22 protein-coding genes and 1 tRNA gene are annotated in these 24,486 nt (G+C 54.8%); 14 read left to right on the top strand and 9 right to left on the bottom strand.

Annotation, left to right across the window (positions count from 1 at the left end):
* Window positions 1-32: 32 nt before the first annotated feature.
* On the bottom strand, window positions 33-1,883 hold the full coding sequence (locus tag FE788_RS13125; protein WP_138381068.1) for an autotransporter domain-containing protein: 1,851 nt from the start codon (window positions 1,881-1,883) through the stop codon (window positions 33-35).
* A 137-nt stretch (window positions 1,884-2,020) separates the two neighbouring features.
* On the opposite strand from FE788_RS13125, the gene FE788_RS13120 reads away from it, so the two are divergent.
* The 3 genes from FE788_RS13120 to FE788_RS13110 all read left to right on the top strand — a co-directional run bounded on the left by FE788_RS13120 (window position 2,021) and on the right by FE788_RS13110 (window position 3,678).
* Window positions 2,021-2,257 carry a SlyX family protein gene (locus FE788_RS13120; protein ID WP_138381067.1) on the top strand — a complete coding sequence of 79 codons (237 nt, stop codon included), beginning with the start codon at window positions 2,021-2,023 and terminating at the stop codon, window positions 2,255-2,257.
* An 86-nt stretch (window positions 2,258-2,343) separates the two neighbouring features.
* A complete protein-coding gene (locus FE788_RS13115) occupies window positions 2,344-3,231 on the top strand; it encodes an NAD(P)-dependent oxidoreductase (RefSeq protein ID WP_138381066.1) in 888 nt (295 codons plus the stop codon).
* Between the two features lie 54 nt (window positions 3,232-3,285).
* Window positions 3,286-3,678, top strand: coding sequence for a DUF983 domain-containing protein (locus tag FE788_RS13110; RefSeq protein WP_138381065.1), 393 nt, complete (start codon window positions 3,286-3,288; stop codon window positions 3,676-3,678).
* An 84-nt stretch (window positions 3,679-3,762) separates the two neighbouring features.
* Here the strand turns inward: FE788_RS13110 and FE788_RS13105 are convergent, their stop codons facing one another.
* On the bottom strand, window positions 3,763-4,584 hold the full coding sequence (locus FE788_RS13105; RefSeq protein ID WP_210413991.1) for a class I SAM-dependent methyltransferase: 822 nt from the start codon (window positions 4,582-4,584) through the stop codon (window positions 3,763-3,765).
* 50 nt (window positions 4,585-4,634) lie between these two features.
* Window positions 4,635-4,970 (bottom strand): hypothetical protein, encoded by a 336-nt coding sequence (locus tag FE788_RS13100; RefSeq protein ID WP_138381064.1) that lies wholly within the window; start codon window positions 4,968-4,970, stop codon window positions 4,635-4,637.
* 392 nt (window positions 4,971-5,362) lie between these two features.
* Here FE788_RS13100 and FE788_RS13095 point away from each other — a divergent pair, with 392 nt between their 5' ends.
* The 4 genes from FE788_RS13095 (at window position 5,363) to FE788_RS13080 (ending at window position 7,411) form a co-directional block, all read left to right on the top strand.
* A complete protein-coding gene (locus FE788_RS13095; protein WP_138381063.1) occupies window positions 5,363-5,989 on the top strand; it encodes a cell wall hydrolase in 627 nt (208 codons plus the stop codon).
* Window positions 5,990-6,201: 212 nt separating this feature from the next.
* Entirely contained in the window at window positions 6,202-6,411 is a 210-nt protein-coding gene (locus tag FE788_RS13090) for a hypothetical protein (RefSeq protein ID WP_138381062.1), read from the top strand.
* A gap of 163 nt (window positions 6,412-6,574) precedes the next feature.
* Window positions 6,575-6,784 carry a hypothetical protein gene (locus FE788_RS13085; protein ID WP_138381061.1) on the top strand — a complete coding sequence of 70 codons (210 nt, stop codon included), beginning with the start codon at window positions 6,575-6,577 and terminating at the stop codon, window positions 6,782-6,784.
* Window positions 6,785-6,970: 186 nt separating this feature from the next.
* Complete coding sequence (locus tag FE788_RS13080) at window positions 6,971-7,411, top strand: hypothetical protein (RefSeq protein ID WP_138381060.1); 441 nt, start codon at window positions 6,971-6,973, stop codon at window positions 7,409-7,411.
* Between the two features lie 39 nt (window positions 7,412-7,450).
* Here FE788_RS13080 and FE788_RS13075 read toward each other — a convergent pair whose 3' ends face one another.
* Entirely contained in the window at window positions 7,451-9,661 is a 2,211-nt protein-coding gene (locus FE788_RS13075) for an HD domain-containing phosphohydrolase (RefSeq protein WP_138381059.1), read from the bottom strand.
* Between the two features lie 358 nt (window positions 9,662-10,019).
* Here FE788_RS13075 and FE788_RS13070 point away from each other — a divergent pair, with 358 nt between their 5' ends.
* Together FE788_RS13070 and FE788_RS13065 are read left to right on the top strand one after the other, a co-directional pair.
* Window positions 10,020-10,730 (top strand): transglutaminase-like cysteine peptidase, encoded by a 711-nt coding sequence (locus tag FE788_RS13070; RefSeq protein WP_168190427.1) that lies wholly within the window; start codon window positions 10,020-10,022, stop codon window positions 10,728-10,730.
* Between the two features lie 98 nt (window positions 10,731-10,828).
* Entirely contained in the window at window positions 10,829-12,214 is a 1,386-nt protein-coding gene (locus FE788_RS13065; RefSeq protein ID WP_138381057.1) for an EAL domain-containing protein, read from the top strand.
* 467 nt (window positions 12,215-12,681) lie between these two features.
* Here FE788_RS13065 and FE788_RS13060 read toward each other — a convergent pair whose 3' ends face one another.
* Window positions 12,682-13,734: a cytochrome-c peroxidase gene (locus FE788_RS13060; RefSeq protein WP_138381056.1), complete on the bottom strand. Its 1,053-nt coding sequence runs from the start codon at window positions 13,732-13,734 to the stop codon at window positions 12,682-12,684.
* A gap of 233 nt (window positions 13,735-13,967) precedes the next feature.
* On the opposite strand from FE788_RS13060, the gene msrA reads away from it, so the two are divergent.
* Both msrA and FE788_RS13050 read left to right on the top strand, forming a co-directional pair.
* The gene (msrA, locus tag FE788_RS13055; RefSeq protein WP_138381055.1) at window positions 13,968-14,444 is read left to right on the top strand and encodes a peptide-methionine (S)-S-oxide reductase MsrA; all 477 of its coding nucleotides are present in this window, start codon (window positions 13,968-13,970) and stop codon (window positions 14,442-14,444) included.
* A gap of 335 nt (window positions 14,445-14,779) precedes the next feature.
* Window positions 14,780-16,447 carry a sensor histidine kinase gene (locus FE788_RS13050; protein WP_168190426.1) on the top strand — a complete coding sequence of 556 codons (1,668 nt, stop codon included), beginning with the start codon at window positions 14,780-14,782 and terminating at the stop codon, window positions 16,445-16,447.
* Between the two features lie 123 nt (window positions 16,448-16,570).
* Here the strand turns inward: FE788_RS13050 and FE788_RS13045 are convergent.
* The 4 genes from FE788_RS13045 to FE788_RS13030 all read right to left on the bottom strand — a co-directional run bounded on the left by FE788_RS13045 (window position 16,571) and on the right by FE788_RS13030 (window position 19,770).
* Window positions 16,571-16,647: transfer RNA gene (locus FE788_RS13045), tRNA-Pro, on the bottom strand.
* Between the two features lie 111 nt (window positions 16,648-16,758).
* Complete coding sequence (gene tdh / locus FE788_RS13040; protein ID WP_138381053.1) at window positions 16,759-17,790, bottom strand: L-threonine 3-dehydrogenase; 1,032 nt, start codon at window positions 17,788-17,790, stop codon at window positions 16,759-16,761.
* Window positions 17,787-19,001 (bottom strand): glycine C-acetyltransferase, encoded by a 1,215-nt coding sequence (locus tag FE788_RS13035; RefSeq protein WP_138381052.1) that lies wholly within the window; start codon window positions 18,999-19,001, stop codon window positions 17,787-17,789. The genes tdh and FE788_RS13035 overlap by 4 nt, the downstream gene beginning before the upstream one ends.
* A gap of 199 nt (window positions 19,002-19,200) precedes the next feature.
* The gene (locus tag FE788_RS13030) at window positions 19,201-19,770 is read right to left on the bottom strand and encodes a helix-turn-helix domain-containing protein (RefSeq protein ID WP_138381051.1); all 570 of its coding nucleotides are present in this window, start codon (window positions 19,768-19,770) and stop codon (window positions 19,201-19,203) included.
* A gap of 125 nt (window positions 19,771-19,895) precedes the next feature.
* On the opposite strand from FE788_RS13030, the gene FE788_RS13025 reads away from it, so the two are divergent.
* From FE788_RS13025 to FE788_RS13015, 3 genes are all read left to right on the top strand, one after another.
* Window positions 19,896-20,426, top strand: a complete 531-nt coding sequence (locus tag FE788_RS13025) for an RNA polymerase sigma factor (RefSeq protein ID WP_138381050.1) — start codon at window positions 19,896-19,898, stop codon at window positions 20,424-20,426.
* Between the two features lie 132 nt (window positions 20,427-20,558).
* Window positions 20,559-21,623 (top strand): FecR family protein, encoded by a 1,065-nt coding sequence (locus FE788_RS13020; RefSeq protein WP_138381049.1) that lies wholly within the window; start codon window positions 20,559-20,561, stop codon window positions 21,621-21,623.
* Window positions 21,624-21,936: 313 nt separating this feature from the next.
* Window positions 21,937-24,375, top strand: coding sequence for a TonB-dependent receptor (locus FE788_RS13015; RefSeq protein ID WP_168190425.1), 2,439 nt, complete (start codon window positions 21,937-21,939; stop codon window positions 24,373-24,375).
* Window positions 24,376-24,486: the final 111 nt, after the last annotated feature.

Raw genomic sequence — 24,486 nt, 5'->3', positions numbered from 1 at the left:
TAATCAATAACAGGAACTTCAAATTCACCACACTAGAATCTCATCCTGACAGAGCCAACGACCTGCTCATGCTGGCCGCCGGTGAGGCCAAGTTCCGCCTGATAACCGCCGCTCAGCACCAGACTGCCCACGGCCACATCCAGGCCCAGGTCAAGGGCGATCACATGGTCCTTCAGCAGGTCATCGGACACGGTAACCGGGGTGGCTGTATTGTTGACAATCCGACCGGTCAGACTGCGGTCCCCGTCAAATTCGTGTTCATAGGCAATGCTGGCCCGCGGCGCCCACTGAATTTCGCCGCTGGTGAAGGTGCCGGCAAATCGCAGTCCCAGCAAGCCCACCAGGGAGGAGACGTCCTGGCGGTTCACATCCAGATTAAAGATGACCCCCTCTGTTTCCTGATAACCGTCAATGCCGAGGTCGATATAGCGCAGGCCGGCGAAGGCTTCGACGCTGCCCAATTCGTCTTCAAAACGATAGGCGGCCTGCCCGCCGATGGTGGTGTGATCGCCGCCGGTCTCTGCGGTCGCCACAATGGGGGACAGGGCCGTGGGACGCTGGATGTTTTCATAATCCGTTGAGCCATACCCGCCATATAGTTCGAGCGCAAAGGCGTTATACAGATAGGTGGCGTAGCCGGCGATCTGCCAGCTGTCGAGGTCGAACCCCCCGCCCAGATCCTGTGTGGCATCGCCCGAGGCATAGGATCCCGCAATCCCGATCAAGAGGTTTTCCCCGTTGTGATAATCCGCCCCCAGGGTGAACAGGCTGTAGTTATACTCAAAAGCGGTGCGTGCTGCGGTGGCTTCAAGAGTACGTTCGCCCTGAATATACTGACCGGTGAAAAACAAACCGAAACCGCGATCCCCTTCGGAGCGGCGCTCAAGCCCGCTGCGGCTCTGATGAAGGCGGGTGGTGAGCGGGCGGGTCATGCTTCGGGCCAGGCTCAGCCCCACCTCACTCTGGCTCAGAACCCCCACAAGATGGCGGTCCGTATTCACCAGTTCACTGGCTGCCGCCGCAATGAGGGTGCCCATGCCTTCGGTCGGATGAATGTCATCCCAGAACACATAGCTGTCCTGGGTTGCTTTGTCCGCGGTGGCGCAGGCGGGATCGTTCAGGCAGCCTTCCGTCACATTGGTGAACCCGAACAGGGCGCTGTTGTCGAGTACATAGTTAAAAAGCGTTTCGGTATCGAAAAAAATAAAATTGGCGTCAGCGAAATTGCCTTGCAAGGCGGCAATGGTCTCCGGCAGAGCGGCATTATGGGCGCCGCTCAGGTTGGTGGCGAAGGCGGACAGAGCGGCATCATCATTGACCAGCGGCGTGGTGCCCAGATCCGGCAGGTTGAAAACCAGAAAATTCCGGGCGCCCAACTGATACAGTCCCCCCAGGCCGGTGGCGATATTGTTTTGCACGGTGGCCACTTCCGCCGTCACATCAGGCGCGGTTCCCAGAAGACCCAGATAGTCATTACCGCCAATGAACAGGGTGATCAGGTCATTGCCGTCTGGGGGCGCCACCCCGCCATCCACCGCCTGCTGCAAGAGGCCGAGCTGTCCCAGGAAACCGGGAATGCCCCCCGCATCCACGATACCGGATTCCGCACCGCCAAAGGCCATGTTCAGATTTGTGGCCGTGGGATTGATCGAAATGGGCGTGAGGCCCGGGGCGAATTTTTCCGCCCATACCGGGCCGTTGGAAAAGCGACCTTCGAAATAGGGCGGCGGCGGGGTGGTATTGCCGGTCTGTTCAAACACATTACCGTTGTCCGACAGGCTGTCACCGAAGACATAGACATTCTCAAATTCGGCAGAATATGTTGTGGCGGCGTAACATGTCAGGGCCATGAAGGCCGTTCCGCTGAGCAGGTGCTTGATCATTTTCTCTCCCCATATTGTTGTTGTCGTCCAGGATAAACAGCTTATCGGTTTAGTTGCGTTCAGACAATTTTTTTCTTCCCCGCGCAAGCTTCCGGATCTGCGGTTTTAGGCTTGGTGCCGGGAAACGGTCGTGGTATATGGCTGGTATGACAAAAAACACCACATTCCCGGAAGAAGACAAACTGACCGAGCTTGAAATCCGTATCGCGCATCAGGACCTGCAAATTCAGGACTTGAGCGATATGGTGAACCGTCAGTGGCAGGAAATTGACCGGCTGCGACTTTTGCTGAAAAAGGCGGAAGGGCGACTGGACAGCCTTGAGGAGGACGGGCCCGGGGGCCGGCCGTTATATGAAAAACCGCCTCATTATTAAGGCATCATGGGGGCGGAGGTCTGGCATAAAGGGGCCCACCGGAAAAACGGGCTTTCACAGATTAAATTAAGGGGGCGTATCAAATCATGAACCGCAAACTAGCCTTTATCGGACTGGGGGTTATGGGGTATCCCATGGCCGGGCATTTGCAGAAAGCCGGAAATGACGTCACGGTCTATAACCGCACCAAATCCAAGGCTGACGCCTGGGTCAGGGAATATGGCGGGCGCGCCGCGCCCACGCCGGGCGAAGCGGCGGAAGGAGCGGATATTGTTTTTTCCTGCGTGGGCAATGACGACGATGTGTTGGAGATTGCCCTTGGCGTGGACGGCGCCTTTTACGGCATGAAAGCGGGCAGTATTTTTGTGGACCATACCACAGCCTCCGCAGGACTGGCCCAGCATCTGGATATTGCGGCCCAGGACCGGGGCATCGCTTTTTTGGATGCCCCCGTATCTGGCGGTCAGGCCGGCGCGGAGCAGGGCACGCTGACCATCATGGTCGGGGGAGATGCGGCCTATTACGATTTGGTGGCCCCGGTTATGGACGCCTATGCCAGAAAACAGCAACTTCTGGGGCCCACAGGATGCGGCCAGCTGGCGAAGATGGTCAATCAGATCTGTATCGCCGGGGTGGTCCAGGGGCTGGCTGAGGGGCTGCATTTTGCTGAGGCGGCCGGACTTGATCCCGAGGCGGTGGTGGAAGTGATCTCCAAAGGGGCGGCGCAGAGCTGGCAGATGGACAACCGGCACAAGACCATGGTTGCCCGGGAATTTGATTTCGGTTTTGCCGTTGACTGGATGCGCAAGGATCTGGGGATTGTGCTTGATGAGGCCCGCCGCAACGGGGCGCAGCTGCCGCTGACAGCCCTGGTGGACCAGTTTTATGCCGATATTCAGCATATGGGCGGTGGTCGCTGGGACACGTCAAGCCTGATTGCCCGGTTTCCAAAACCCCGTTTCACAGAAGAATAACGGTACAGATTGAAACACGCTTATGACAGCCGAAAAATTACAGAAAGGCATTTCATGACCGATTCCGACACCAAGTTCTATGGCCGCAAAGACACCCTGTTTGCCTCCATCGCCAAGGGGCTGCGACGAGCCTGCCCGCAATGCGGAACCGGCAGGATTTTTGCCGGCTATCTGAAGCTGAAACCGGCTTGTCCCAGTTGTCAGGCGCCAATTGGGGAGATCCGCGCCGATGACTTCCCCCCTTATCTGACCATTTTCCTGGTCGGGCATATTGTGGTCCCGCTACTGGTTTATGTGGAAGCCGCCTTCCAGCCACCGACCTGGGTACAGATTACCGTCTGGCCGTTGATTTCGTTGATCTTGGCGCTTGCTTTCCTGCCTTATCTGAAAGGCGGGGTTGTGGGCCTGATGTGGTCTTTGGATCTCAAGGGGGACGAGCGGCATTAAGAGGCTTTTGTCAAAATTTCGTGTAGAAGCCTAGAGTGAATGGGTCAACCTATTCACCATTCACTCTAATGGGCCGGATTCACTCTAATGGGCCGGTTTGCGGAATTTGAGCGTAAACCGGTCGCTTTCCCCGATCGCTTTCATGCGCGCATGATCGACCGGATTCCCGGCCAGGGTGGGCGGCAGGGTCCACACCCCTTTTTCATGATCGCCGGTGTCCTTTGGATTGGCGTTAATTTCGGAGGCGGCCACAAATTCGAAGCCTACCTTTGCTGCCAGCTCCTTGACATAACCCACACTGACATAACCGCCCTTGGACTCTTTGGTCGGGCTGCGGTGATCGACAAGACCGAAAATACCGCCCGGTTTCAGCGCCTTGTATACGGCGCGCAAAACTTTTTCATCATACCCGCCGCTCATCCAGTTATGGAAATTTCGGAATGACAGCACCATATCGGCAGAGCCCGCAGGAGCGATGTCGTAATGATCGGGATCCTCCAGGATTGTCATTTCCACCTTGCCGTACAGGTCCGGCCGGCTTTGCAGACGGTCCTTTTCCTTTTTCAGCGAGCGCACATAATAGTCACGGGACGAATCGGGGTTATAGGACGCGGAAATATAGCGCCCCTGATCCCGCAGATAAGGTGCCAGGATCTCCTGGTACCAACCACCCCCGCCGGGCCAGATTTCCACGACGGTCATATGGGGTTCAATCCCGAAAAAGCGGAGGGTTTCCAGTGGATGGCGATAGCGGTCCCGGGCCACGTTCTGGGGGCTGCGGTGGGCGCCGGCAATGGCCTCTTCCAGGGTCATGGCCCGTGTGACAGTGCTTTGGCCGCCACCAAGCAGCAGTCCGAAAATAAGGCTCAACACAACGATAAACGGTTTTTGCTGTCCTGAAATCATGATCTTCCCCTTAAGTGATTTTATTGTCTGTGACTGGTTTGGTTTACGACCTAATGATCGGAAATCTCAAAACTGTCCAAAAGGCCCGTGTCATAGTCGAGTCCCGCCCGGGTCAAGGTAATTTGCAGCGGATAGGCGGACCGGGCAAGCCCTTTGCGTTCCAGGGCCCGCCAGACATTTTCATTGGAAAAACCGCTGGCATCGCGGCTGGAGATCACAAAATCCCCGATATGTACATGATCGCCATGGGGCCGCGGCAGATAGGAAATGGTCACTTCTCCGGTTTCGGCATCCGGACTCCCCGTTTCCGGACGTTTGGCAAGTTGCTGAAACAGGGCCAGTGTTCTTTTTTGTAAGGCATTGAGTTTTATGGATTTTTTATTCATTGGCGAAACCGGTTTCCTGGTTGAAGAGGGGCAAAGGTTAAGAAAACCTTGCCTAAAAATTGACATTTCATTAAAATTTTATTAGTTTCCCCGCGACTCAAGTAAAGTTTGAGCGCGTTAATGAGTCTGCTTGTAAAGTAAATTAGTAATTCAGAAGCGTATAAGCAGCAAGAAAATTCCGGAAGATGGCTTGAGCCGGAGTTTATGAGGAAACGCTGAACTCGCAAGAAATCACGACAGCATAGTTGCAAGGAAAATTTGCAGAACGGATTCCGTTCAGGGTTTTGGTCCTGGCGTTACGGTGGTGACGTCTGTCTTGTGCTGTGAATGCGGGTTTTGGCTTATCCTGCTTCATTCGGTCCGGTACTGACCGGACCAAAAGGAGAAAGCTCATGAAAAGGGTTCAGTCGATTATATATGCTCTGCTTCCTGTTTTCCTGCTTGTCGGGTTGACGGCCATTTATATGGCGTTGCAAACGGAAAGCAAGGCCTCAATCGGCCCGGAAAAAAATGCGGCGCCGGCCGTGGCCGGATCCTCGGCACAGCCTCGTCGGGCTTTTGGGCGCCAGAACGCTTCACCGGGTGACAGTGACCGGCTGGCGCAACTTTTTGAGAGCGGCCTGTCCAGAAGGGAATTTCGATGCCTGGCCCAGGCCATTTATTTTGAGGCCCGGGGCGAACCTTATGAGGGACAAGTGGCGGTAGCCCATGTCATCATGAATCGCGTGGAAAGTCCGCGTTATCCCAACAGCATTTGTGGTGTGGTGTTTCAGAATGAACATATGCGGCACCTGTGCCAGTTTTCCTTTGCCTGTGACGGACGCTCGGATAATCCCTATGAAATGGCCGCCTGGCGGCAGGCCCAGCGCATTGCGGAAAAGGTACTTCTGAAAAATTATCGCGATGTCACCAATCGCTCGACCCATTATCATGCGGATTATGTCAGCCCGTCCTGGGCCAATCACATGCAGCCGACAATGAAAGTGGGGACTCATATTTTTTACCGCGAAGAATCCTGATCTCTATCCTGTTATTCCGGATCATTTATTTCGCATTGTTTCCGGTGAGGCGACCGCCTGCAAAGGCGGGAGCCTCTCAGGGTTTTCGTGGTTCCTGTGCCGCAGGAAAAATTAGATGCTTGAATTTTTCCGGACTTCGGGGTATTTGACCTATGTCAATGTGAAAGGTTTCACAGGGCTGTAACTTAAGACTCGGTACAGGAAAAGAGATTATGGCGAACAAGATTACGATTATAAGTGGAATTTTGCTGTCCCTGATTCTGCTGGGGAGCATCAAATTTGCAGGTCCTGACCTGCTGTTGCCCGCAGTATTTATGATCGTAACGGTTTTTGTCGGCGGTCTTTGCATTCATGTCGTTACCGGCATTCTGAAAAGACGCGAAGAAGTCGTCAAGGACTGGGAAGCCAGACATCAGGAATAACGCCCTTGCCGCATGCAGCGGTTTTTTTTCCGGCGTTTCTTTTCCAGCTCGATATACCCTGAGTACTTAAGCCCTGATAAGTACTTTACTTTAGCGCCTTGCCTTTATGGCAAGGCGTTTTTTTCGGTGCGCCGGCCGGGAATATAGTATATTAGAGTGAATTGTGAATAGGTTGACCCATTCTGCCGGTCAGGTCTGGTTCAGGAGCCAGGGGTTTGGCGCAGGCCATACTGGCGGTACGGCCCAGCCAAATCCCGCAGGAACTGGGCCAAACCGGCCCGGCCCGGCCCTTCGGGTTGGCGGCTTGGGGCCGCTCACGTTGTCAGACGCCTGGCCCGATGCTCCGCATCGCCCGGCGCCGTCTTCCGCGTGAGGCGGGCCACAATCCGCCAACAGAATTGAGCCAACCTATTCACAATTCACTCTAGAATGAATTGAGCCAAGCTATTCACAATTCACTCTCGTTTTTTATCGGGCCCAAGATAAATATAAATAAGGCGTATGAGCGGTGATTTTGGGCCGAATTGATCAAGAGATTGGTCAGGAGAAAGGGCAGTAAATGACCACATCCGGGGAGGACACTGATCCTGTTGTTCAGGCCGCGATGGCCATTGATCAGCTTGCCGAGAGCTATCTGGACTGGACCCGGACTCAGGTGCAGGATATGTGGACACTGATGGCCCCATTTGACGGCACTGCAAAGGTGCCGGATCAGCTCACTTTGGACAAGATTTATGATCTTTCCCATAACATCAAGGGGTTGGGCGGCAGTTTTAACTATCCCCTGATGACTGATGTGGGGCGCCTTTTATGCGCGTATCTGCGGCGTGTCAAAACAGCCGAAACAAAAGCCCATCCGGGGCTGATCACGGCACATATTCGGGCGCTGGACCTGATTCTGCGGGATAATATCACCGGCAGCGGCGGTGATGTCGGGCGCCGGCTGGTGGAGCGTCTGTCGGTGCTAGCACATCAGGATCTGGCCAAGGCAGAAGCCTGAGCTTTCCTCTCTGAACAATTTATCTGGTTATCTGGCGTTTTACCCGGTTTCGGGATCCTTTCCGGGCCCTTTGGGTGCGGGGGAGGTATTTTCTATGCCCTGTTCTTCAGCCTTCTGCCGTTTTTCTTGGGCATGGGGCGCCGAAGCAGGCGATTCGGGAGGCTGGCCAAAACTTTTCCAGGCCTCAAGCCCGCCTTTGTTTTCAAGATAATTCAGCAGTGCGGCCACCGGCCGCCGGTCATAAATTCTGTCCGCATCATTCATTAGAATCATGGCGGCCTCTTCCATGTCCAGGCCCGGCCGATGGGCCCGGGCGCTGACCATGGCCACAAAGGCATTGGCCACGGCAATAATTCGGGCCGGCAGCAGGATGTCTTCACCGCTAAGGCCGGCAGGGCTGCCGCTGCCGTCCCAGTGGGCCCGGATTTGGCGCAGGGTTTCAACCACCGGCCCCTCAAATTCCAGCCCTTCCAGCATATCGGCGCTTTTCTGAATGCTTTCGCGTACTGTGATCAGCTCTTCCGAAGATAGTTCCCCCGGTCGTGTCAGCACTTCCCGCGGCACGAGAATCTTTCCCAGATTCATCAGCGCCCCGGCAATTTCTGCGGTCTCCACGGTAATTTCGTCACATTCCATTTCCCGGGCCAGGGTCCGGGCCACCTGGCTGACCCGGGTGGAATGCCTGGCGCTGTAAGGATCGCGCCGGTCAATGATCATGGTCAGGGTCTGCACCAGGTTTTTCAATGCCTGTTCCCGTCGTTCCCGTTCGCGCACCAGCAGGGAAATATCTTCCCGCACGATCAACACTCCTTTTTCCGGTCCCACCATCAACGGCAGATAATCGGCCTTGACCGTCGTCCGGTTTTCTTCCTGGGTCTCAAGGCGGGAAACGGGTTGGCCTTCATCCAGAACTTCTTGCACATGAGAAAGGGTTTCGCGGGCCAGGGCCGGATCCAGGATTTTCTTCACCGGCTGCCCCACAATGTCATTGCGCATCAGCCCCAGCTCCTTTTCCGCTTGCCGGTTGGCGAATGTGTACTGACCGTTTTCATCCACTGCCGTGATCGACGTGGGCTGGCTGTCGGTGACCACTTCCATAAAATGGCTCAGCTTTTCAAATTTAGCTGTCAGGGCGCGTTGGCGTTTGGCCGCTTCGCTGACCCGGACGGATACACCATGCCGCCAGATCAACAGCAACAATACCGCCACCGTCACAATAATCAGACCGGAAATCCAGATGATGTTGCGCCGGCGTTCTTCCACCTGGCCGAGGATTTCCTTTGCTTCAACGCTGCGCACCAGGGTCCAGTCCGTGCCCTGAATGTGCCGGCCGGTGGCCATGACTTTCCTGCCGTCATAATCCAGCCCCTGGACAAAACTTCCCGGATTTTTACTGACCTCGGCCGCGATCAAAGACGGGGTATTTTCGTCCATCAGCAGGGTCAGTGGGGCGTGTCGGTCGCCATTGCTTCTTTCGATTGGCGAAAGATATTCAATAATCCCGTTGTTGCGACGGATCAGGTAACTTTTTGCCGTGCGTGCCATGTCGCCGGGTTGGTGCAGTTTCTTGTAGAATGACTGGTCCAAAATCTTGATGCCCACCAATACCCCTAGAGCCAGGCCGGTTTCATCCTCTTGAACCCCGAACACCGGCGTGACAAAGGCAATCTGGGGGGCGCCGGTGGCCCCCGGATAGGGGCCGTATATTATGGGATCGCTGCCGGCCCCGGCTTCCAGATACGCGGCAATGGGGCGGGTTACCGGGGGCATGGCCGGCGTGGAAACCAAAAGCTGCCCTTCAGGGGTGGTCAGCGCCAGCCCCGCCGTGGGCACGGTATCGAGACTGGCCCCGATGTCGGCGATGCCTTCCGGGCGGGAAGGGGCGTATCCGTAACGCTGGGCGTGGGCGAGAAGCTGATTTTCCAGATAGACCATTTGCGCCAGCGCCTCTTCGTTCTTCTCACCTGTCGGGGCGTTGTCTTCAATCACATGGGCAAGATAAATGCGTAAGGCCGCGTTATCCGCCAGTCGCGACAGCGCCGTGGTCTGTTCTTCCAGCCAGTCTTCAATGGCGGCTTCCCGGCCGGCCACGATCACCGACATCTGCTGTTGCCAGGTGATTTCATCCCGGGTCTTTTCCGCGTCTGCGAGTTTGAGCGCAAAGATCATGGCGGCTACCGCCGCTGCCAGGACCAGCACGGCAATTACGGCGCCTGCGCTTCTGATTTTCCAGGGGGAAAAGTCCGCCATTATATCCAGCCCTCTGAGACCTGTTTGTGTTTTTTTAAAAGCTTATTGGTCCTTTAACACGGTGCGCTTTCTGAAAATTAAGAAAGCGGTAACCATCCTCTGCCTATAATCAATATCATACTCATAAGAAGTTTAAAAAAGGTTCCCGGTCCGCTCGGAAGATATTTACTGATTATCGTCCATGATATTATAGTGTTGCAAGTTATTAATAAATAAAGTTTTTTATTAGGACCTGTTGATGTTTAGAAATCAGGTGGGGATCTGCATTGATAATGGGAGGGGGGAGTCTCGGTCGGGATGGACAAGCCCTTTGCCCCCGGCCTCAGGAGCCGGAACAGGTTGGGGGAGGGGCCGCCAGATGTCTTTGGGGGTGATGTCTTCTGGATATTGTTTCCGTCGTTTTCTGGTGATGATTTCCCGGGTTGTGATTCCGTGTTTTGTTGTGGCACTGGGTCTTGTTCTGGTCGGTTCCGGCAGTTCCCGCGCCGTGGCCCAAGAGACGGGGCTGTTTGGGTCCCGGGAGGTGCGCAGCACCCAGCTATCCGCCTTCAAGAAATGGAACAGCATGGTCGAACGACATGCTGAAGAAACCCGCCCTGGCGCCCGGCGCAAAGGGCCCTGTCGGGTTACGGCCAATTTCCGGTGTCCGGTGGATGAGTGGAAGGATTTGATCGCAGCACTTAAGGGGCAGGATTTCGCCACGCAGCTGGATGAGGTGAACCGTTATATGAACCGGGCCCCCTATATCACCGACATTGTCAACTGGGGGGTCAAGGACTATTGGGCCACTTTAAGGCAGTTTTTCACCAAGGACGGGGATTGCGAGGATTACGCCATTGCCAAATATTATTCTCTGAAGGAGCTGGGCATCCCGCCGGAAAATATGCGGATTGTGGTGGTCCAGGATACCAATCTGGATGTGGCGCATGCGGTGCTAGTGGTATATGAGGGCAAGACCGCCTGGGTTCTGGATAACCAGATCCCCTACGTGGTGCGCGCTCAGGCGGTGGTCCATTACCGGCCATTTTATTCCATCAACGAAACGGCCTGGTGGCTGCACAAGATGTAAAAAATTAATACTAAATTTTAACCATTGCCCCGATATGATATTGGGCATGATACGGCAAAAAGATACACTCATCAGCGAAGCTCGGATAGCGTTCAGGCATGCAATCTGAAAAAAGGTCTCTATACGCGGAAAGCTCGGCCCCGCCGTCTCAGGTTGACGATCTGTACAGCTATGCCCGATCCTTGCGCCGTCACCCCAAAGGCTTTCGGGCGCTGCATTTGCATTTTTCGCTGCTGGACCGCCTGCACAAACAACCCGTTCACCGCCGGAAAATCGCCACGGCCTTTAATAGTTTGGTCCACAAAAATGATGGCCGCCTGTTCTGGCTCGGTAATTTTGATCTGTTTTTTGTCTGCAAAAACGCCAGTGTGACGGCTTTGGATCGGGCCGTGCTGGAAGCCCGCCGGGCGGTCAAGGAGTCGCCGGTATTACAACAATATCTGGATGCCGGCCGGGACGAGGAATTATGTGACTGGTATGATCTGGAAAAGGATTTTACCGCCTTTCTAGGCAAGGTGGAAACCCTGAAGAGCGAAGAAGGCAGCTCTCCTAACGCGGAGGAATCTGACGCGCCGAAACCGGCCGGGGGCGCGTTGCCGAGCCTTAAGAAACTGGTGGAGAAGCTGGATAAGAAGGTCAACGCCCATGCTATGCCTCAGAAAACCGTTGAGGGGGGCGCTTCCTTGGCCGGGAAAGACAGGAAAACCGCCACGACCCGCCCATTATATAACCCGCTTCTGCGGCAACCGGAGGTGCCGCCCATGGGCCCCTTGGAGCTGGACAAGCTGGAGCGCGGCTTGCAGAATATGGACATCAGCCGTCTGATCGGCCGTCAGGATGCCTGCGTCATTGTGGGGAATGCCCCGCCGCAACCGGTTTTTACGGAAATTTTCATTTCCGTAGACGAAATCAAAAACACCATTCTGCCAGGATATGACCTGCATGCGGACAAATGGCTGTTTCAGCGGTTGACCCGCACCTTTGATATCAAGTTGCAACAGGCGCTGATCAGTCAGATTAGGGATTTTACTACTGTTAAAAGCATCAACATCAATGTGGACACCGTTCTGTCCCCGTCCTTTGACAGCTTTATTCAGGAGTATAAACAGGTTTCTTCCCAGCCGCTGATTCTGGAAATGAAACTGTTTGATGTGCTTTCCGACATCGGCGCCTATTACGAGGCGCAGAGGAAATTGGCTGCGCAGGGCTGCAAGATGTCCATTGACGCCATGGACCTGCAATCGGTTTGTGTTCTGGACCGGAAGCTGCTGAATGTGGATTTTCTGAAAATTCGCTGGTCCAAGGCGTATCCGGCCATGGTGCAGGATGTTGAACGGCTCAAGGTGATCGAGGCCCTGAAGCTGCATGGCAAAATGCGGTTGATTTTCTGCCATTGTGATAGCGAGCAAGCCGTTCATTTCGGCCAGGAAATCGGCATTCACATGTTCCAGGGATATTATATCGACAAACTTCAACGGCGCTGAGGCGAGGCGCCTGAGGGATAAGGTCTCGTGTGAATTGTGATGAAGATGGACACGTCATGGCGAGTGAGCGCCAGCGATGAAGCAAGCCATATACCTTTGTGGATCGTCGTCCCCCTTCCGGGGGTCGCGATGACGTTGATTCCCCTTCATTGTCCTTGCCGCTTCTCCTTCGTCATTGCCGCGAAGGCGGCAATCCAGCCATCACCAAAGACTTTGGGCTCCCGCCTGCGCGGGGGCGGCGGAAGGGGGCTTCGGAAGATCGCGATGATGTAGGCTATCCGGATATATCCGGATGAGAACCTAAAACATGGCAGATGACGCGGTCATCAATTCGCAATGTATTTTAGAAGCGGTTAACGCAGAGGGAGCCAAATGGCTCCCTCTTTGTTTTGGAGCTTTCCGGAGAGTCCTGGAAACGGAGTCCGGAAGGCTCCCGCCCTGATAAGCTCTAATTTGGCAAGTTCTGGTTAGCCTTCATCGGGTTTATTCATGGTGGCCGGACCGATCGGAAGAACCGGCAGGGCGATTTCCGGCTGCTTGCCGGTCAGGCTTTCCAGAAAAGCCACAATATCGGCCACCTCATTGTTGGTCAGGGTTTCGCCCAACTGACTTTCGGCCATAATGCGCACGGCTTCCCCCAGGTCCCATACGGCGCCGGAATGGAAATAGGGGGCAGTAAGCGCCACATTGCGCAGGGTGGGGGTCCGGAACACATAGGCGTCGGCCTCGTCACCAGTGAGGTCCTGGAGCCCCTTGTCGTTTCGCGGCAGAACCTGTTCATCCGGCAGGTTGAAGACGCCGAACCGGAAGAACCCGTTGCCGCCCAGATTGACCCCGGAATGACAAGCGGTGCAGCCATAATCCATGAACGCCCTGAGGCCGCGCTTTTGTTGCGCGGTGAGAGCGTTTGTATCCCCTTTCAGATATTGATCAAAAGGCGCATCGGGGGTGCGCAGTTCGGCCGCTTCAAAGGCGGCAATGGCCTTGGCCGCATTGGTATAGGTGAGCGGGTTCTGTTCGTCCGGGAACGCCGCCTTAAACCGCTCCACATAAGCCGGAATTGCGGACAGAGTTTTCACCGCCATCTCTTCGCTATGGGCCATTTCCACCGGATTGGTGATCGGCCCCTTTGCCTGTTCCTCAAGGGTTTCGGCACGCCCGTCCCAGAACTGGCTTTCGTTAAAGACGGCGTTCAGAACGGTCGGGGAATTGCGACCGCCAAGCTGCCAGCGATGGCCGATGGATTTGGGGCGCATATCCACGCCGGCCGTGGCCACGTTATGGCAGCTGTTGCAGCTGAAGACCCAACTTTTTGACAGACGCGGCTCAAAATACAGCATTTTCCCCAGCGCCACTTTTTCCGGCGTAATTGGGTTATCGGGGCGGGCGGGGGCTTTTTCCGGCAGCGGGGAAAAATAGTCCCGGGCTTCACGCAGCAGATCATCGGCCTGGACGCTAAAGGCGGTTAAAAATACCGTCAGATATGTCAGAAAGAAGAAAAATAATCTGGTGAGTTTCATGATCAATACCTTACACTATATATTCGACCATTGGAGGTATGCGGGAAGCATGCGGACAGACGAAACCTGTCCGCAAAGCGTCCACAGGAAATAACACACTTCCAATGTTAAATATTCTTTATGATAAATAGGGGCTTGGGCCACTAAAAACAAGAAAAAATTTATAAATTCTAAAAAGCTCTACAACTTATTAATAATTAATAAAAAATAGAATATATCCAGGAGAAGGCACCATGAAAGAAGAAAGAGCAATTTTTGCCGCGGGCTGTTTCTGGGGCGTGGAATTGAACTTCAGCAAGGTCGAGGGGGTTGTGGCCACACGGGTCGGTTACATTGGCGGTCATTATGACAATCCGACCTATGAGGATGTTTGCGCCGATACAACGGGCCATGCGGAAGCCGTGGAAGTTACCTTTGATCCCGCGGTCATCAGCTATGAAGACCTGCTGGAAAAGTTCTGGGACTTTCATGATCCCACCACCTATCATCGCCAGGGGCCGGATGTGGGGTCGCAATACCGTTCCGCCATCTTTTATCTGGACGATACCCAAAAACGCCTTGCCGAAGCATCGCGGGAAAAAGCCGATCGTTCCGGGCGCTGGAACAATCCCGTGGTGACCGAAATTGTACCTGCCGGCACGTTCTGGCCGGCGGAAGACTATCATCAGAAATATCTGGAAAAACGCGGAATCACCATTGCCTGTCACTGAGGCAGGGATAGAACCTGCCAGGTGCGCTAGTGTGGTGAAATTGAAGTTCCTGTTATTGATTATGTCATATGACTTAGGAACTTCAAATTCAGAAACCACACTAGAGTCAAATAATTAACCAGTCTTCTTGTTGACTCTGAAATTCGAATAGCCTGCTACAAATATGATACGAATCTCAGAGTCACAAGACTAGAGTGAATTGTGAATAGGTTGGCTCAACTCATTCTATTATAGGGTGCAAAGATATTGCATAAAGACATTGTAAGAAAATCTTAAACATGCCGTCTTTATACTTTCTGTAATAATGAAGGGATTGTTTCCGCATGGGATACAGGATGCCAGAAATATTTTCCCGGCTGGCCAGGACTGAAAAAAGCCGGCAAATTCTGATGCATCTGGGCTTTGGCCTGATTCTGATCGTATGTATTTTGGCTGCCGCGCTGGTTGTGAGCCGGATTGTCCAGGAAAATACCCGACGGGAAACCCGCCTGAAAATCCTTAATGACCTGTCTATGATTCAGTATCGAATTGAATATCAGCTGGTGAAGGATTTTTATCAGTTGGGGGCGCTGGCGTCATATATCGCGGTGCGTCCGGACCTGGATGCGGAAGAGTTTGATGCCTATTGCCGGTATCTTTTTCGCCAGGAATCCCACATTCGCAGCATCGGCGCCGCCCCGGACATGGTAATCCGCTATGTCTATCCGCTAGAGGAAAACCGGATGGTGTTGGGCAAACGCTATCAGGAGCTGCCACATCAGGTAGATGCCGTGATCCGGGCGCGGGATAGCGGAAAAATGATTCTTGCCGGTCCGGTAAAATCCATTCAGGGTGGCGGGTTTCTCTTTGCCCGGGCGCCGGTTTATCTGGCTTCCAACGTCATACCGGCGGAGCACAGGGCCGGGGCGTTCTGGGGGGTGGTCAGTGCCCGGTTGGATGTGGATCAGTTGTTTAGGGATGTGGGCCTGGAAACGTTGGAGATGCCTGTGGCGTTGCGGGGGGCGGATGGTCTCGGGCCCGAGGGAGACGTTTTTTACGGAGATCCCGAAATTTTTTTTCAGGAGAAGATCGCCCTGCCCATCCAGGTTGCGGGAGGCACATGGGAAATCGCTACGCCGTTGCCGCATATTTCGGCGCTGGCTGCGTCCCGCCAGGTGAGCCTGGGGATCTGGGGATCGGGAATTTTTCTGATTGTGGTGGTGGCTTTATTCACCGCGCAGCGAATCAGGTTCCTGATAGACCGGTATGACATCCAGGCGCGGCTGGAGCGGGCCTTGTTTCAGGCGGAAAAGGCCAACCGGGCGAAATCGAAGTTTCTGGCGCAGATGTCCCATGAGCTGAGAACGCCGCTTAATGCGATTATCGGCTTTTCCGACATTCTCAAAAACCCGGCCCATAATAAAATCGGCCCCGAAAAATATGCCGAATATGCCCGCGACATCAATGAAAGCGGCATTCATCTCTTACAGATTATCAATGATATCCTTGATCTGTCGAAGGTGGAAGCCGGCAAGTTCGACGTGCATGAGGAGACGGTTTGGATTGATGAGCTGGTGCCCCAGGTGATCCGGTTGACCAAGGAAACGGCGCAGCAAAAAAACCTGACGGTGGAAAGTGATGTGGCGGAGCCGTTGCCTGGTCTGGTGGCTGATGAGAGATTGATGAAACAGGTGATGATCAACCTTCTGGTCAACGCCATCAAATACACGCCCCCCGGCGGGCACGTAAAGATCAGGGCGGTTTACGATGAAGGGGCCGGGATGACCATTTCCGTTTCCGATACGGGGATCGGCATGTCGGCGGAAGAGATCAAGGTGGCGCTTGAGCCTTTTGGTCAGATTGAATCCTATCTGACCCGCAGTTACCAGGGCACAGGACTGGGATTGCCCCTGGTCAAGGCGTTTGTGGAATTGCAGGGGGGCGAACTTTTCCTGGAGAGCCTCCCGAACAAAGGGACGACGGCCCGAGTTACCTTCCCGCCCCATCTGACCGTGATGTCATGATATCATGATATAGAGTGAATTGATGACCGCGTCATTTAGGGTGAATTGAGCCAACCTACTTACAATTCACTCTAGCAGTTTTGTAATCTGTGCAGTTTTGTAATCTGTAAAGAGAGGAGAAAATGGTCGGGGAGAGAGGATTCGAACCTCCGGCCCCTACGTCCCGAACGTAGTGCTCTACCAGGCTGAGCTACTCCCCGACCTTTGAAGGTGCCTCATTTACACCTGATGGTGTGCTGTCGTCAATAGTCTGTTTTGATTTTTTGCCTGTCGGGCCGCGGAAGGGCGCCAAAGCGCCCGTCGTCGGAAAATCACCGTGTTTGCCAGTCGAGAATGACCTTGCCCGAATGGCCAGACCGCATCACATCAAAGCCTTCCTGGAACTCTGAAATTTCGAAATGATGGGTCAGCACCGGGCTGAGATCAAGGCCGCTTTCCAGCATGGCGATCATCTTGTACCAGGTTTCAAACATTTTTCGGCCGTAAATGCCGTGAATCTCCAGCCCCTTGAAGATGACGTGATTCCAGTTCACCCCGGTATCCTGCGGCAAAAGGCCCAGAAGCGCCACCTTGCCGCCGTGATTGAGGGTTTCCAGCATATCGCCAAAGGCGGCCGGTACCCCCGACATTTCCAACCCCACATCAAAGCCTTCATGCATATGCAGGTCTGCCATTACATCCCGCAAATTCTGCCGGGTGACATTGACCGCGCGCGTTGCGCCCATCTGTTTGGCGATGCCAAGCCGGTAATCATTGACATCGGTAACCACCACATTGCGTGCGCCCACATGCCGGGCAATGGCCACGGCCATGATGCCGATGGGGCCGGCGCCGGTAATCAACACATCCTCGCCCACCAGATCAAAGCTGAGTGCGGTATGGGCCGCATTGCCGAAAGGGTCGAGGATGGCCCCGAGATCGTCGCTGATGCTGTCCGGCAGCGGGCAGATATTGACCGCCGGCACGGCAATATATTCGGCAAAGGCCCCCGGCCGATTGACGCCGATGCCTTCGGTGTTGCGGCACAGATGGCGTTTGCCGGCGCGGCAGTTGCGGCAATGGCCACAGGTCACATGTCCCTCGGCTGACACCCGCTGGCCGAGGGCAAGCCCCTGAACCTCGGACCCCATGTCAACAATCTCGCCACAAAATTCATGGCCGACCTGCATGGGCACAGGGATGGTGTCCTGCGCCCATTTGTCCCAGTTGTAAATGTGAATGTCGGTGCCGCAAATGGCGGTCTTGCGCACCTTGACCAGCACGTCGTTGGGACCGATTTCCGGCTCCGGAATGTCTTCCAGCCAGATGCCTTCTTCGGCCTTGGCTTTGACCAGCGCTTTCATTTCTTCTGTCCTTCTCCGTTGAGGACCCCAAGCTCCCGTCCGATGCGGACAAAGGCGTCCACGGCCTTGTCAATCTGTTCAAAGGTGTGGGCGGCGGACATCTGGGTGCGGATGCGGGCTTCGCCGCGGGGTACCACCGGATAGGAAAAGCCGATGACAAAAATGCCTTCTTCGAGCAACCGGTCAGCCATCTCGCCCGCCAGGCGCGCATCGCCCAGCATCACCGGGATGATGGGGTGATCCGCCCCGGCCAGGGTAAAGCCGGCCTCTTCCATCCGGGTCCGGAAGTAGCGGGCATTGTCATGCAGTCTGCGGCGCAGTTCCCCACTTTCCTTCAGCATGTCAATCACCGTACAACTGGTGGCGGCGATTACCGGCGCCAGGGTATTGGAAAACAGATAGGGACGGGAACGCTGCCGTAGCCAGTCCACGATTTCCCGGCGGGCTGCGGTATAGCCGCCGGACGCGCCGCCCATGGCCTTGCCCAATGTACCGGTCAGGATATGTACCCGGTCCTGAACGCCCCAGAATTCCGGGGTGCCGGCGCCGCTTTCGCCCATGAAACCCACGGCGTGGCTGTCATCCACCATCACCAGGGCATCGTATTTTTCGGCCAGGTCGCAAATGGCCGGCAAATTAGCGAGGATACCGTCCATGGAAAATACCCCGTCCGTGGCAATCAGCCGGAACCGGCAGTCTTGTGCCTGTTTCAGACAGTCTTCCAGTGCCTGCATGTCATTATTGGCATAACGGAAACGTTTGGCCTTGCACAGCCGCACCCCGTCGATGATGCTGGCGTGATTGAGCGCATCGGAAATGATGGCGTCTTCTTCTCCGAGCAGTGCTTCAAACAGTCCGGCATTGGCGTCAAAACAACTGGGATAGAGAATCACATCTTCCGTGCCCAGAAAATCGGCCAGCTTCCGTTCCAGTTCCTTATGAATGGACTGGGTGCCGCAGATGAAACGTACGGACGACATGCCATAGCCATAGTCATCCAAGGCCTGTTTCGCTGCCGCCACCAGCCGCGGATCATTGGCCAGTCCCAGATAATTGTTGGCGCAAAAATTGATAAAGTCCTGACCGGCCTGTTCCGCCACCCGGACCACGGCCTGTTGCGGGCTCGTAATGGTGCGTTCCCGTTTGTACAACCCGGCCTCTTTCAGGGCCTCAAGCTGCCCTCTCAGATATGTTGTGTATTTTTCACTCATTCGTTTTTCCCGCCTTAAAAGTCTTGCCTTGCGATGATTGTGCGGCGCGCCTTATATGAGGACAACCTGCCTGATCGCCCGAAAAAAGAAACCGCCTTAACGATAAGGGTATAATATAGGATATTGAAAAGTTCAATATAATAGATATATAGTTCACTATATTGTGTTTTCTGCTGCCCGCCGGGCACAAGGGCACATCCTATGCGGTCAGAACCATCAAGATGGCTCGCGCCGGCTTGTTTCCCGGATTTTCAATGGCATGGGGCGTGTCGGCATCATACCGGGCGGTATCCCCTTTCTCCAAATCCTGATGACGGATGCCATTGCTTACCCTGAGCCGGCCCTGTAGAACCGTCAGATGTTCCCGCGTTCCTGGCGCATGGGCCTCGGATTCGAGAATTCCCCCTGGTTCCAGGGTCATGTCATACCATTCCGTGCGGGAGACGAGGTCGATGGGCCCAAGAATACGTAAGGAACATTTTCCGTCGGCGCTTTGGATTTCCGGGGTCTGGTGGGTTTTCAGCACCTCGATGTCATGGCGGTCGGGGCCGTCGCTGCCGCTATCCAGAAGATCGCTGAGTGCCACGCCCAGCGCACCGGTCAGGCTCCACAGTGTTGCGACCGTCGGGTTGGTCCGGCCGCGTTCGATTTGGGATAACATGGATTTGGAGACTCCCGACGCCTGGGCAAGTTGTTCCAGGGTCAGATGCCGGTGACTGCGTAATTCCTTGATTTTCCGGCCTACGTCGGGGGGAGCGTTTCGTGACATGGTGTGTTGGCGATATACAGGTGATCCGTGTTGTTGCGTATTTCCACTATATTGAACTATATAGCTTTTGAAAAGAGGCATGTGCTCGTGTAGGATGAGGTCATAGGGAGTGCCGAAATTAAAAAATGCCTGAGCCGGATCATCAGTTTCTGAAAAAAATGTACAGGGACTATAACGAGTCCCTGTTGCGTTTTCTTGTCTCGCGTCTAAGGGACAAGGAAGATGCGCTTGAGGTGATGCAGGAGGCGTTTCAAAAACTGATGACCCGCGAGGATTGGGAAAAGATGGAAAATCCCCGGGCCTATCTGTTTCAGACGGCCGCCAATCTGGTGGTTGACCGTCAGCGCCGCCAACGCCGCCAGCGCGGCTATCTTCGGGAAGCGGCCAATGATGCCGTGCCGGTGATGTCTGCAGAAACCCTGCAACTGTCCCCGGAACAGCATGTGTCCGGCCGACAGGAGCTGGGGCGTATTTACAGGGCATTGGAAGACCTGCCGGAAAAATGTCGCACGGCTTTTCTGCTGCATCGGGCACACCATAAAACCTATGATCAGATTGCACGGGAACTGGATGTTTCCGTCAGTATGGTCGAAAAATACATGATCCGGGCGCTGAAACATTTACGGCGTCGGTTGCGGCCGGCAGAAAAGGGATAACACCATAATGGGGGGTTAGCAATTTTATTGACTGTGGGGCGGAAGTCGTGTCCGCCGAAGTTTTTGTAGAAGTTTTTGTTGAGGGAATGCCGCGCTAAATCGTTATGGAAGGAAGAGCGGGATTCGGGAAGAATGAATAAAAAGTATATTGATGAAGCACTGCTGGATGAGGCCACCGAATGGTTCGTACGTCTGAGGAACTCTCAGGCGGATGAGGTTTTGCGGGATGAATTTCAGGCCTGGCTCGACCGTAACGAGGCCCATGGCGCAGCCTATGAAGAAATCCAGGTTTTCTGGAATGATTTTAAAATCCTGGAACAGGATAAAGCCAGACAGGATAAAACCGGCCTGTCCAATACACTCGCTATTTCGGATGTGGATCCCGATCCCCTTTCTTTGATGCAGGAGAGGGCCCGCCGCCACTGGAAAACAACGTTCCAGAAGCCGGCGCGCACCTTTGGCGCCTTGGCCGCCTCACTGGTCTTGCTGATTGCCGTGACGATGGTTTTTATGTATCGCGATATTATTCTGGCGGATCATTATGAAACCGGCATTGGGCAGCAGGCAGATATGGTGCTTGACGATGGCAGCCACATTTTCCTGAACACGGATACCAAATTGCGGGTGGCCTATCGCTCCGGGCAACGCCGGGTCTACCTTGATCGTGGCGAGGCCTTTTTTGAAGTGACGCGTGATGAATCCCGGCCGTTTCTGGTGGAAACCGCTGGCGGAGTGGTGCGGGTGCTGGGTACGAAATTCAATATCCGCCGGGGGATGACCACCAGCGAGGTGCAGGTGGTGGAAGGATCGGTTGGGGTCGTGGATCACGCGCGTCTGGCGGAATTGAATAAAACCGGGGCGGTTTTTGATGCGACACTGGCCCCAGCGGAAGGCTTCGTCCTGGGCGATGACCGTCAGCCCAATCAGGCCTATGCCATTGACCGGGAAGCGGTGATGGCCTGGCGCGAGCGCAAATTGATCTATAACGGGGACAGTTTTGCCCGGCTGGTGCGTGATCTGGACCGTTATTTTGAGGAACAGATCCTGATCGCCGATCCGGCGCTGGAAGAGATGCAGGTGGTGGCCATTCTGCAGGTGAGCGACCGCGACGCAACCCTCCGGGCTGTGGAAAATACCTTTGACGTGGTGGCGGTCAGAACGGCGGATCGGAAGATCCTGTTCTACCCACGCCCCTGAATCTGGCCTATCCCAAGCCGGATATCGCTCTGAAAATCAAATTGAGAATCAGATGTTATCCCGAAAATCAACACCATCATTACCTGAATAGGAAAAACATGTCATAATGGCCTCAAAAAGGGCGTGGCCCCTGTCATGATAATTTATATAACAAGAACAGGTAACGGATAATAAAGTCTCGGGAGGAGTCACACATATGTGGCATCACAGAACAAGGGGGGGGCCCCCTGGTCTGTATTGTATCTCTGGTTTATGGCGTAAGACATCTGCCTCAGGGTCAGCTTTAGTCCTGTTGGTTTTGGTTTTTTTGTCGGTGACAAAAAGCCAGGCCCAGTCTTATGGCCGCCTCACCTTTGATATTGCCCGCCAGGATCTGGCGCTTTCCCTTTTGGAATTTGGCCGGCAGGCCGAACTGTCCGTTCTGGTTCGTAAGGAAGATGTGAAAGATCTGATTGCGCCGCCTTTGTCAGGCCGGTATTATCCGTGGGAGGCCCTGTCTGTGCTGCTCAGGGACAGCTCATTGGGGTTTCGGTTTATTGACCAGAATACGATTTCCGTGGGGCCCGGTCTGCCGCGGCCGGTTTATAAAAGGGATTCGGCACACCCCGCTCCAGAGGAAGATCTGGTTCCGCCGCAAGAGATTGTGGGCTGGGTGCCTGCCATTGATGAGGTGATTGTGACTTCCCAGAGGCGGACGGAAAACATGCAGACTGTGCCACTTGCGGTTTCCGTGATCAGACCTCCCTATATCCGTGAATCGCGCATTTATGATCTGGATGATATCGGTACCCGGATCCCGGGGCTGACCGTTTCTTCGTTCAGTTTGGGCCAGCCCACCATTCATATGCGGGGGATCGGCTCGGGAGATGACGGGGCGGCGCTAGACAATTCCGTGGCCATGTTTTTGGATGATGTGTATGTGGGCCGGATCACGGCCATCAATTTGGCGCTGTTTGATGTGGAACGGGTGGAGGTCCTGCGCGGGCCGCAGGGCACGTTATATGGCAAGAATGCCATTGGCGGGGCCATTAATGTCATTACCCGCAACCCGTCCCGCCAGTTCGAAATGGTCGGGGAGGCCACGATCGGCAATTACGATCGTCGGGACTTTCGGGCGGAAATCGGGGGACCCTTGGAGGAGGAAAAACTATTGGGCAAACTGTCCTTTCATTCCCGCCGCCGGGAGGGGTGGCAGGAAAGCCTTTTCCTGCCGGGGGAAGATCAGATGGATGACAATAACCTCAGCCTGCGCGCCAAATTGCTGTACCAGCCGGAGAATGATCTGCGATTTGATCTGATTGCCGATTACAGCCGGGATGATTTGGGCAGTACCGGCCGCATTCCCGTTGTGGGGCGGGTGCCATTGCGGTTGCTGGACGAGACGGGGCAGCCCACCGGCGAGGCGGCCTTGCCGACGGACATTTTCACGGCGTTGGGCGGGTCTGTCCGCCGGGCTGCCAATGATGAGAGGGGGTTTACCGACCGGGACATGTGGGGGATAAGCAGCCGGGCGTCGTGGCAGACCGATGCCGGACAGCTATTGTCCGTGACGGCCTATCGGAAAAACAGTTTTGCCTGGGCGGAGGATTCGGTGGCCCTGCCCAATGACCTGACCGATCAGCAGGTGAACAGTGTGGTGGACGAGGACCATCAGCAGTTTTCCCAGGAATTTCGCTGGCTCTCACCCGACGACAGACGCCTGCGGTATGTGTTTGGGCTGTATTACCTTTATGAAAAAACCCACAGGGTTGAGACCTTTGTGTTTCCGGACCGTGCAGCGGTGACGGATCAGAACAACCGCACCCAGAGTCTCGCCAGTTTTGGGGAACTAAGCTATCGTTTCGCCCGAGGCTGGGATCTGAAGCTGGGGGCCCGGCTCACCTATGAAGAAAAGAAAATGGATCAGCTTGCCCTCAGCGGCAATGCCCCGGCCATCATCCGCGAAGATTTCCAGCTGACCAACAAGGGGGACTGGACGGACTTCTCCCCGCGTCTGGTGCTCAGCTGGCAGGCGGATCGGGATTTGATGCTGTATGGCAGCCTGTCGCGAGGGTTTAAAAGCGGTGGTTTTCAGGGGGCACCGGGCACGCGCGAACTGGCGGAACGTATCATTCGCCCGGAATCCGCCTGGAACTATGAGCTGGGTATCAAATCCCAGTGGTGGGAAGACCGGATGCGCTTTAATCTGGTAGGTTTTTATACCGATTATCGGGATTTACAGGTGGTGCAGTTTGTCACCGAAGGCAATTTCGGGGTGTTCCGCACCAGCAATGCCATGTCTGCCAGTCTTACGGGGGTGGAACTGGAAGTTGTTCTGAATCTCTGGCACGGCCTGGAGCTGTCGGGGTCTTATGCCTGGTTGGAGGCGGTCTATGATGAGTTTACGGATGTTTTGGGCCGCGACTTTTCCGGCAACCGGCTGCGTCAGGCACCGGAAAACAGTTTTGATATCGGGGTATATTATGAACGGCCCCTGGGCGAAGGGCGTTTACGGTTCAGGGCCGAATACCGCTATCAGGATGAAAGTTTTCGCGAACCCGACAACCGGGTGACCAACCAACCGGCTTTTGACATTCTGGATGCATCTGTCGCGTATGAGCAGGCGGAAGGTGACTGGGAAATTACTCTTTGGGCCAAAAATCTTCTGGATGAGGAATATATTTCTCATCTCTATATTCTTGGGGGCAATGATTATGCCCTGTTTGGCGAGCCGCGCACCTATGGGGTGACGTTCACCTATAATTTTCAGTAAACCGTTCCGTGCGGGACCGAATTATCCGAACAATTGTTAAATTTATTAAAAAAATATTGAGGGGTTTTTAAACCGGTACGTTGAACCCGTGATGCCGAAAGATTCCGCCAG

This window comes from Luteithermobacter gelatinilyticus (assembly GCF_005849285.1).
In the GTDB taxonomy this organism is placed as follows: Bacteria; Pseudomonadota; Alphaproteobacteria; order Sphingomonadales; family Emcibacteraceae; genus Luteithermobacter; species Luteithermobacter gelatinilyticus.
The sequence above is the reverse complement of the archived record's forward strand: the minus strand, read 5'-3'. Positions and strand labels throughout refer to the sequence as shown.

What these genes read in the sequence shown, in the direction of transcription:
- FE788_RS13125 (WP_138381068.1), bottom strand. Translation starts at nt 1,883, where the DNA reads ATGATCAAGCACCTGCTCAGCGGAACGGCCTTCATGGCCCTGACATGT.
- FE788_RS13120 (WP_138381067.1), top strand. Translation starts at nt 2,021, where the DNA reads ATGGCTGGTATGACAAAAAACACCACATTCCCGGAAGAAGACAAACTG.
- FE788_RS13115 (WP_138381066.1), top strand. Translation starts at nt 2,344, where the DNA reads ATGAACCGCAAACTAGCCTTTATCGGACTGGGGGTTATGGGGTATCCC.
- FE788_RS13110 (WP_138381065.1), top strand. Translation starts at nt 3,286, where the DNA reads ATGACCGATTCCGACACCAAGTTCTATGGCCGCAAAGACACCCTGTTT.
- FE788_RS13105 (WP_210413991.1), bottom strand. Translation starts at nt 4,584, where the DNA reads ATGATTTCAGGACAGCAAAAACCGTTTATCGTTGTGTTGAGCCTTATT.
- FE788_RS13100 (WP_138381064.1), bottom strand. Translation starts at nt 4,970, where the DNA reads ATGAATAAAAAATCCATAAAACTCAATGCCTTACAAAAAAGAACACTG.
- FE788_RS13095 (WP_138381063.1), top strand. Translation starts at nt 5,363, where the DNA reads ATGAAAAGGGTTCAGTCGATTATATATGCTCTGCTTCCTGTTTTCCTG.
- FE788_RS13090 (WP_138381062.1), top strand. Translation starts at nt 6,202, where the DNA reads ATGGCGAACAAGATTACGATTATAAGTGGAATTTTGCTGTCCCTGATT.
- FE788_RS13080 (WP_138381060.1), top strand. Translation starts at nt 6,971, where the DNA reads ATGACCACATCCGGGGAGGACACTGATCCTGTTGTTCAGGCCGCGATG.
- FE788_RS13075 (WP_138381059.1), bottom strand. Translation starts at nt 9,661, where the DNA reads ATGGCGGACTTTTCCCCCTGGAAAATCAGAAGCGCAGGCGCCGTAATT.
- FE788_RS13070 (WP_168190427.1), top strand. Translation starts at nt 10,020, where the DNA reads ATGTCTTTGGGGGTGATGTCTTCTGGATATTGTTTCCGTCGTTTTCTG.
- FE788_RS13065 (WP_138381057.1), top strand. Translation starts at nt 10,829, where the DNA reads ATGCAATCTGAAAAAAGGTCTCTATACGCGGAAAGCTCGGCCCCGCCG.
- FE788_RS13060 (WP_138381056.1), bottom strand. Translation starts at nt 13,734, where the DNA reads ATGAAACTCACCAGATTATTTTTCTTCTTTCTGACATATCTGACGGTA.
- msrA (WP_138381055.1), top strand. Translation starts at nt 13,968, where the DNA reads ATGAAAGAAGAAAGAGCAATTTTTGCCGCGGGCTGTTTCTGGGGCGTG.
- FE788_RS13050 (WP_168190426.1), top strand. Translation starts at nt 14,780, where the DNA reads ATGCCAGAAATATTTTCCCGGCTGGCCAGGACTGAAAAAAGCCGGCAA.
- tdh (WP_138381053.1), bottom strand. Translation starts at nt 17,790, where the DNA reads ATGAAAGCGCTGGTCAAAGCCAAGGCCGAAGAAGGCATCTGGCTGGAA.
- FE788_RS13035 (WP_138381052.1), bottom strand. Translation starts at nt 19,001, where the DNA reads ATGAGTGAAAAATACACAACATATCTGAGAGGGCAGCTTGAGGCCCTG.
- FE788_RS13030 (WP_138381051.1), bottom strand. Translation starts at nt 19,770, where the DNA reads ATGTCACGAAACGCTCCCCCCGACGTAGGCCGGAAAATCAAGGAATTA.
- FE788_RS13025 (WP_138381050.1), top strand. Translation starts at nt 19,896, where the DNA reads ATGCCTGAGCCGGATCATCAGTTTCTGAAAAAAATGTACAGGGACTAT.
- FE788_RS13020 (WP_138381049.1), top strand. Translation starts at nt 20,559, where the DNA reads ATGAATAAAAAGTATATTGATGAAGCACTGCTGGATGAGGCCACCGAA.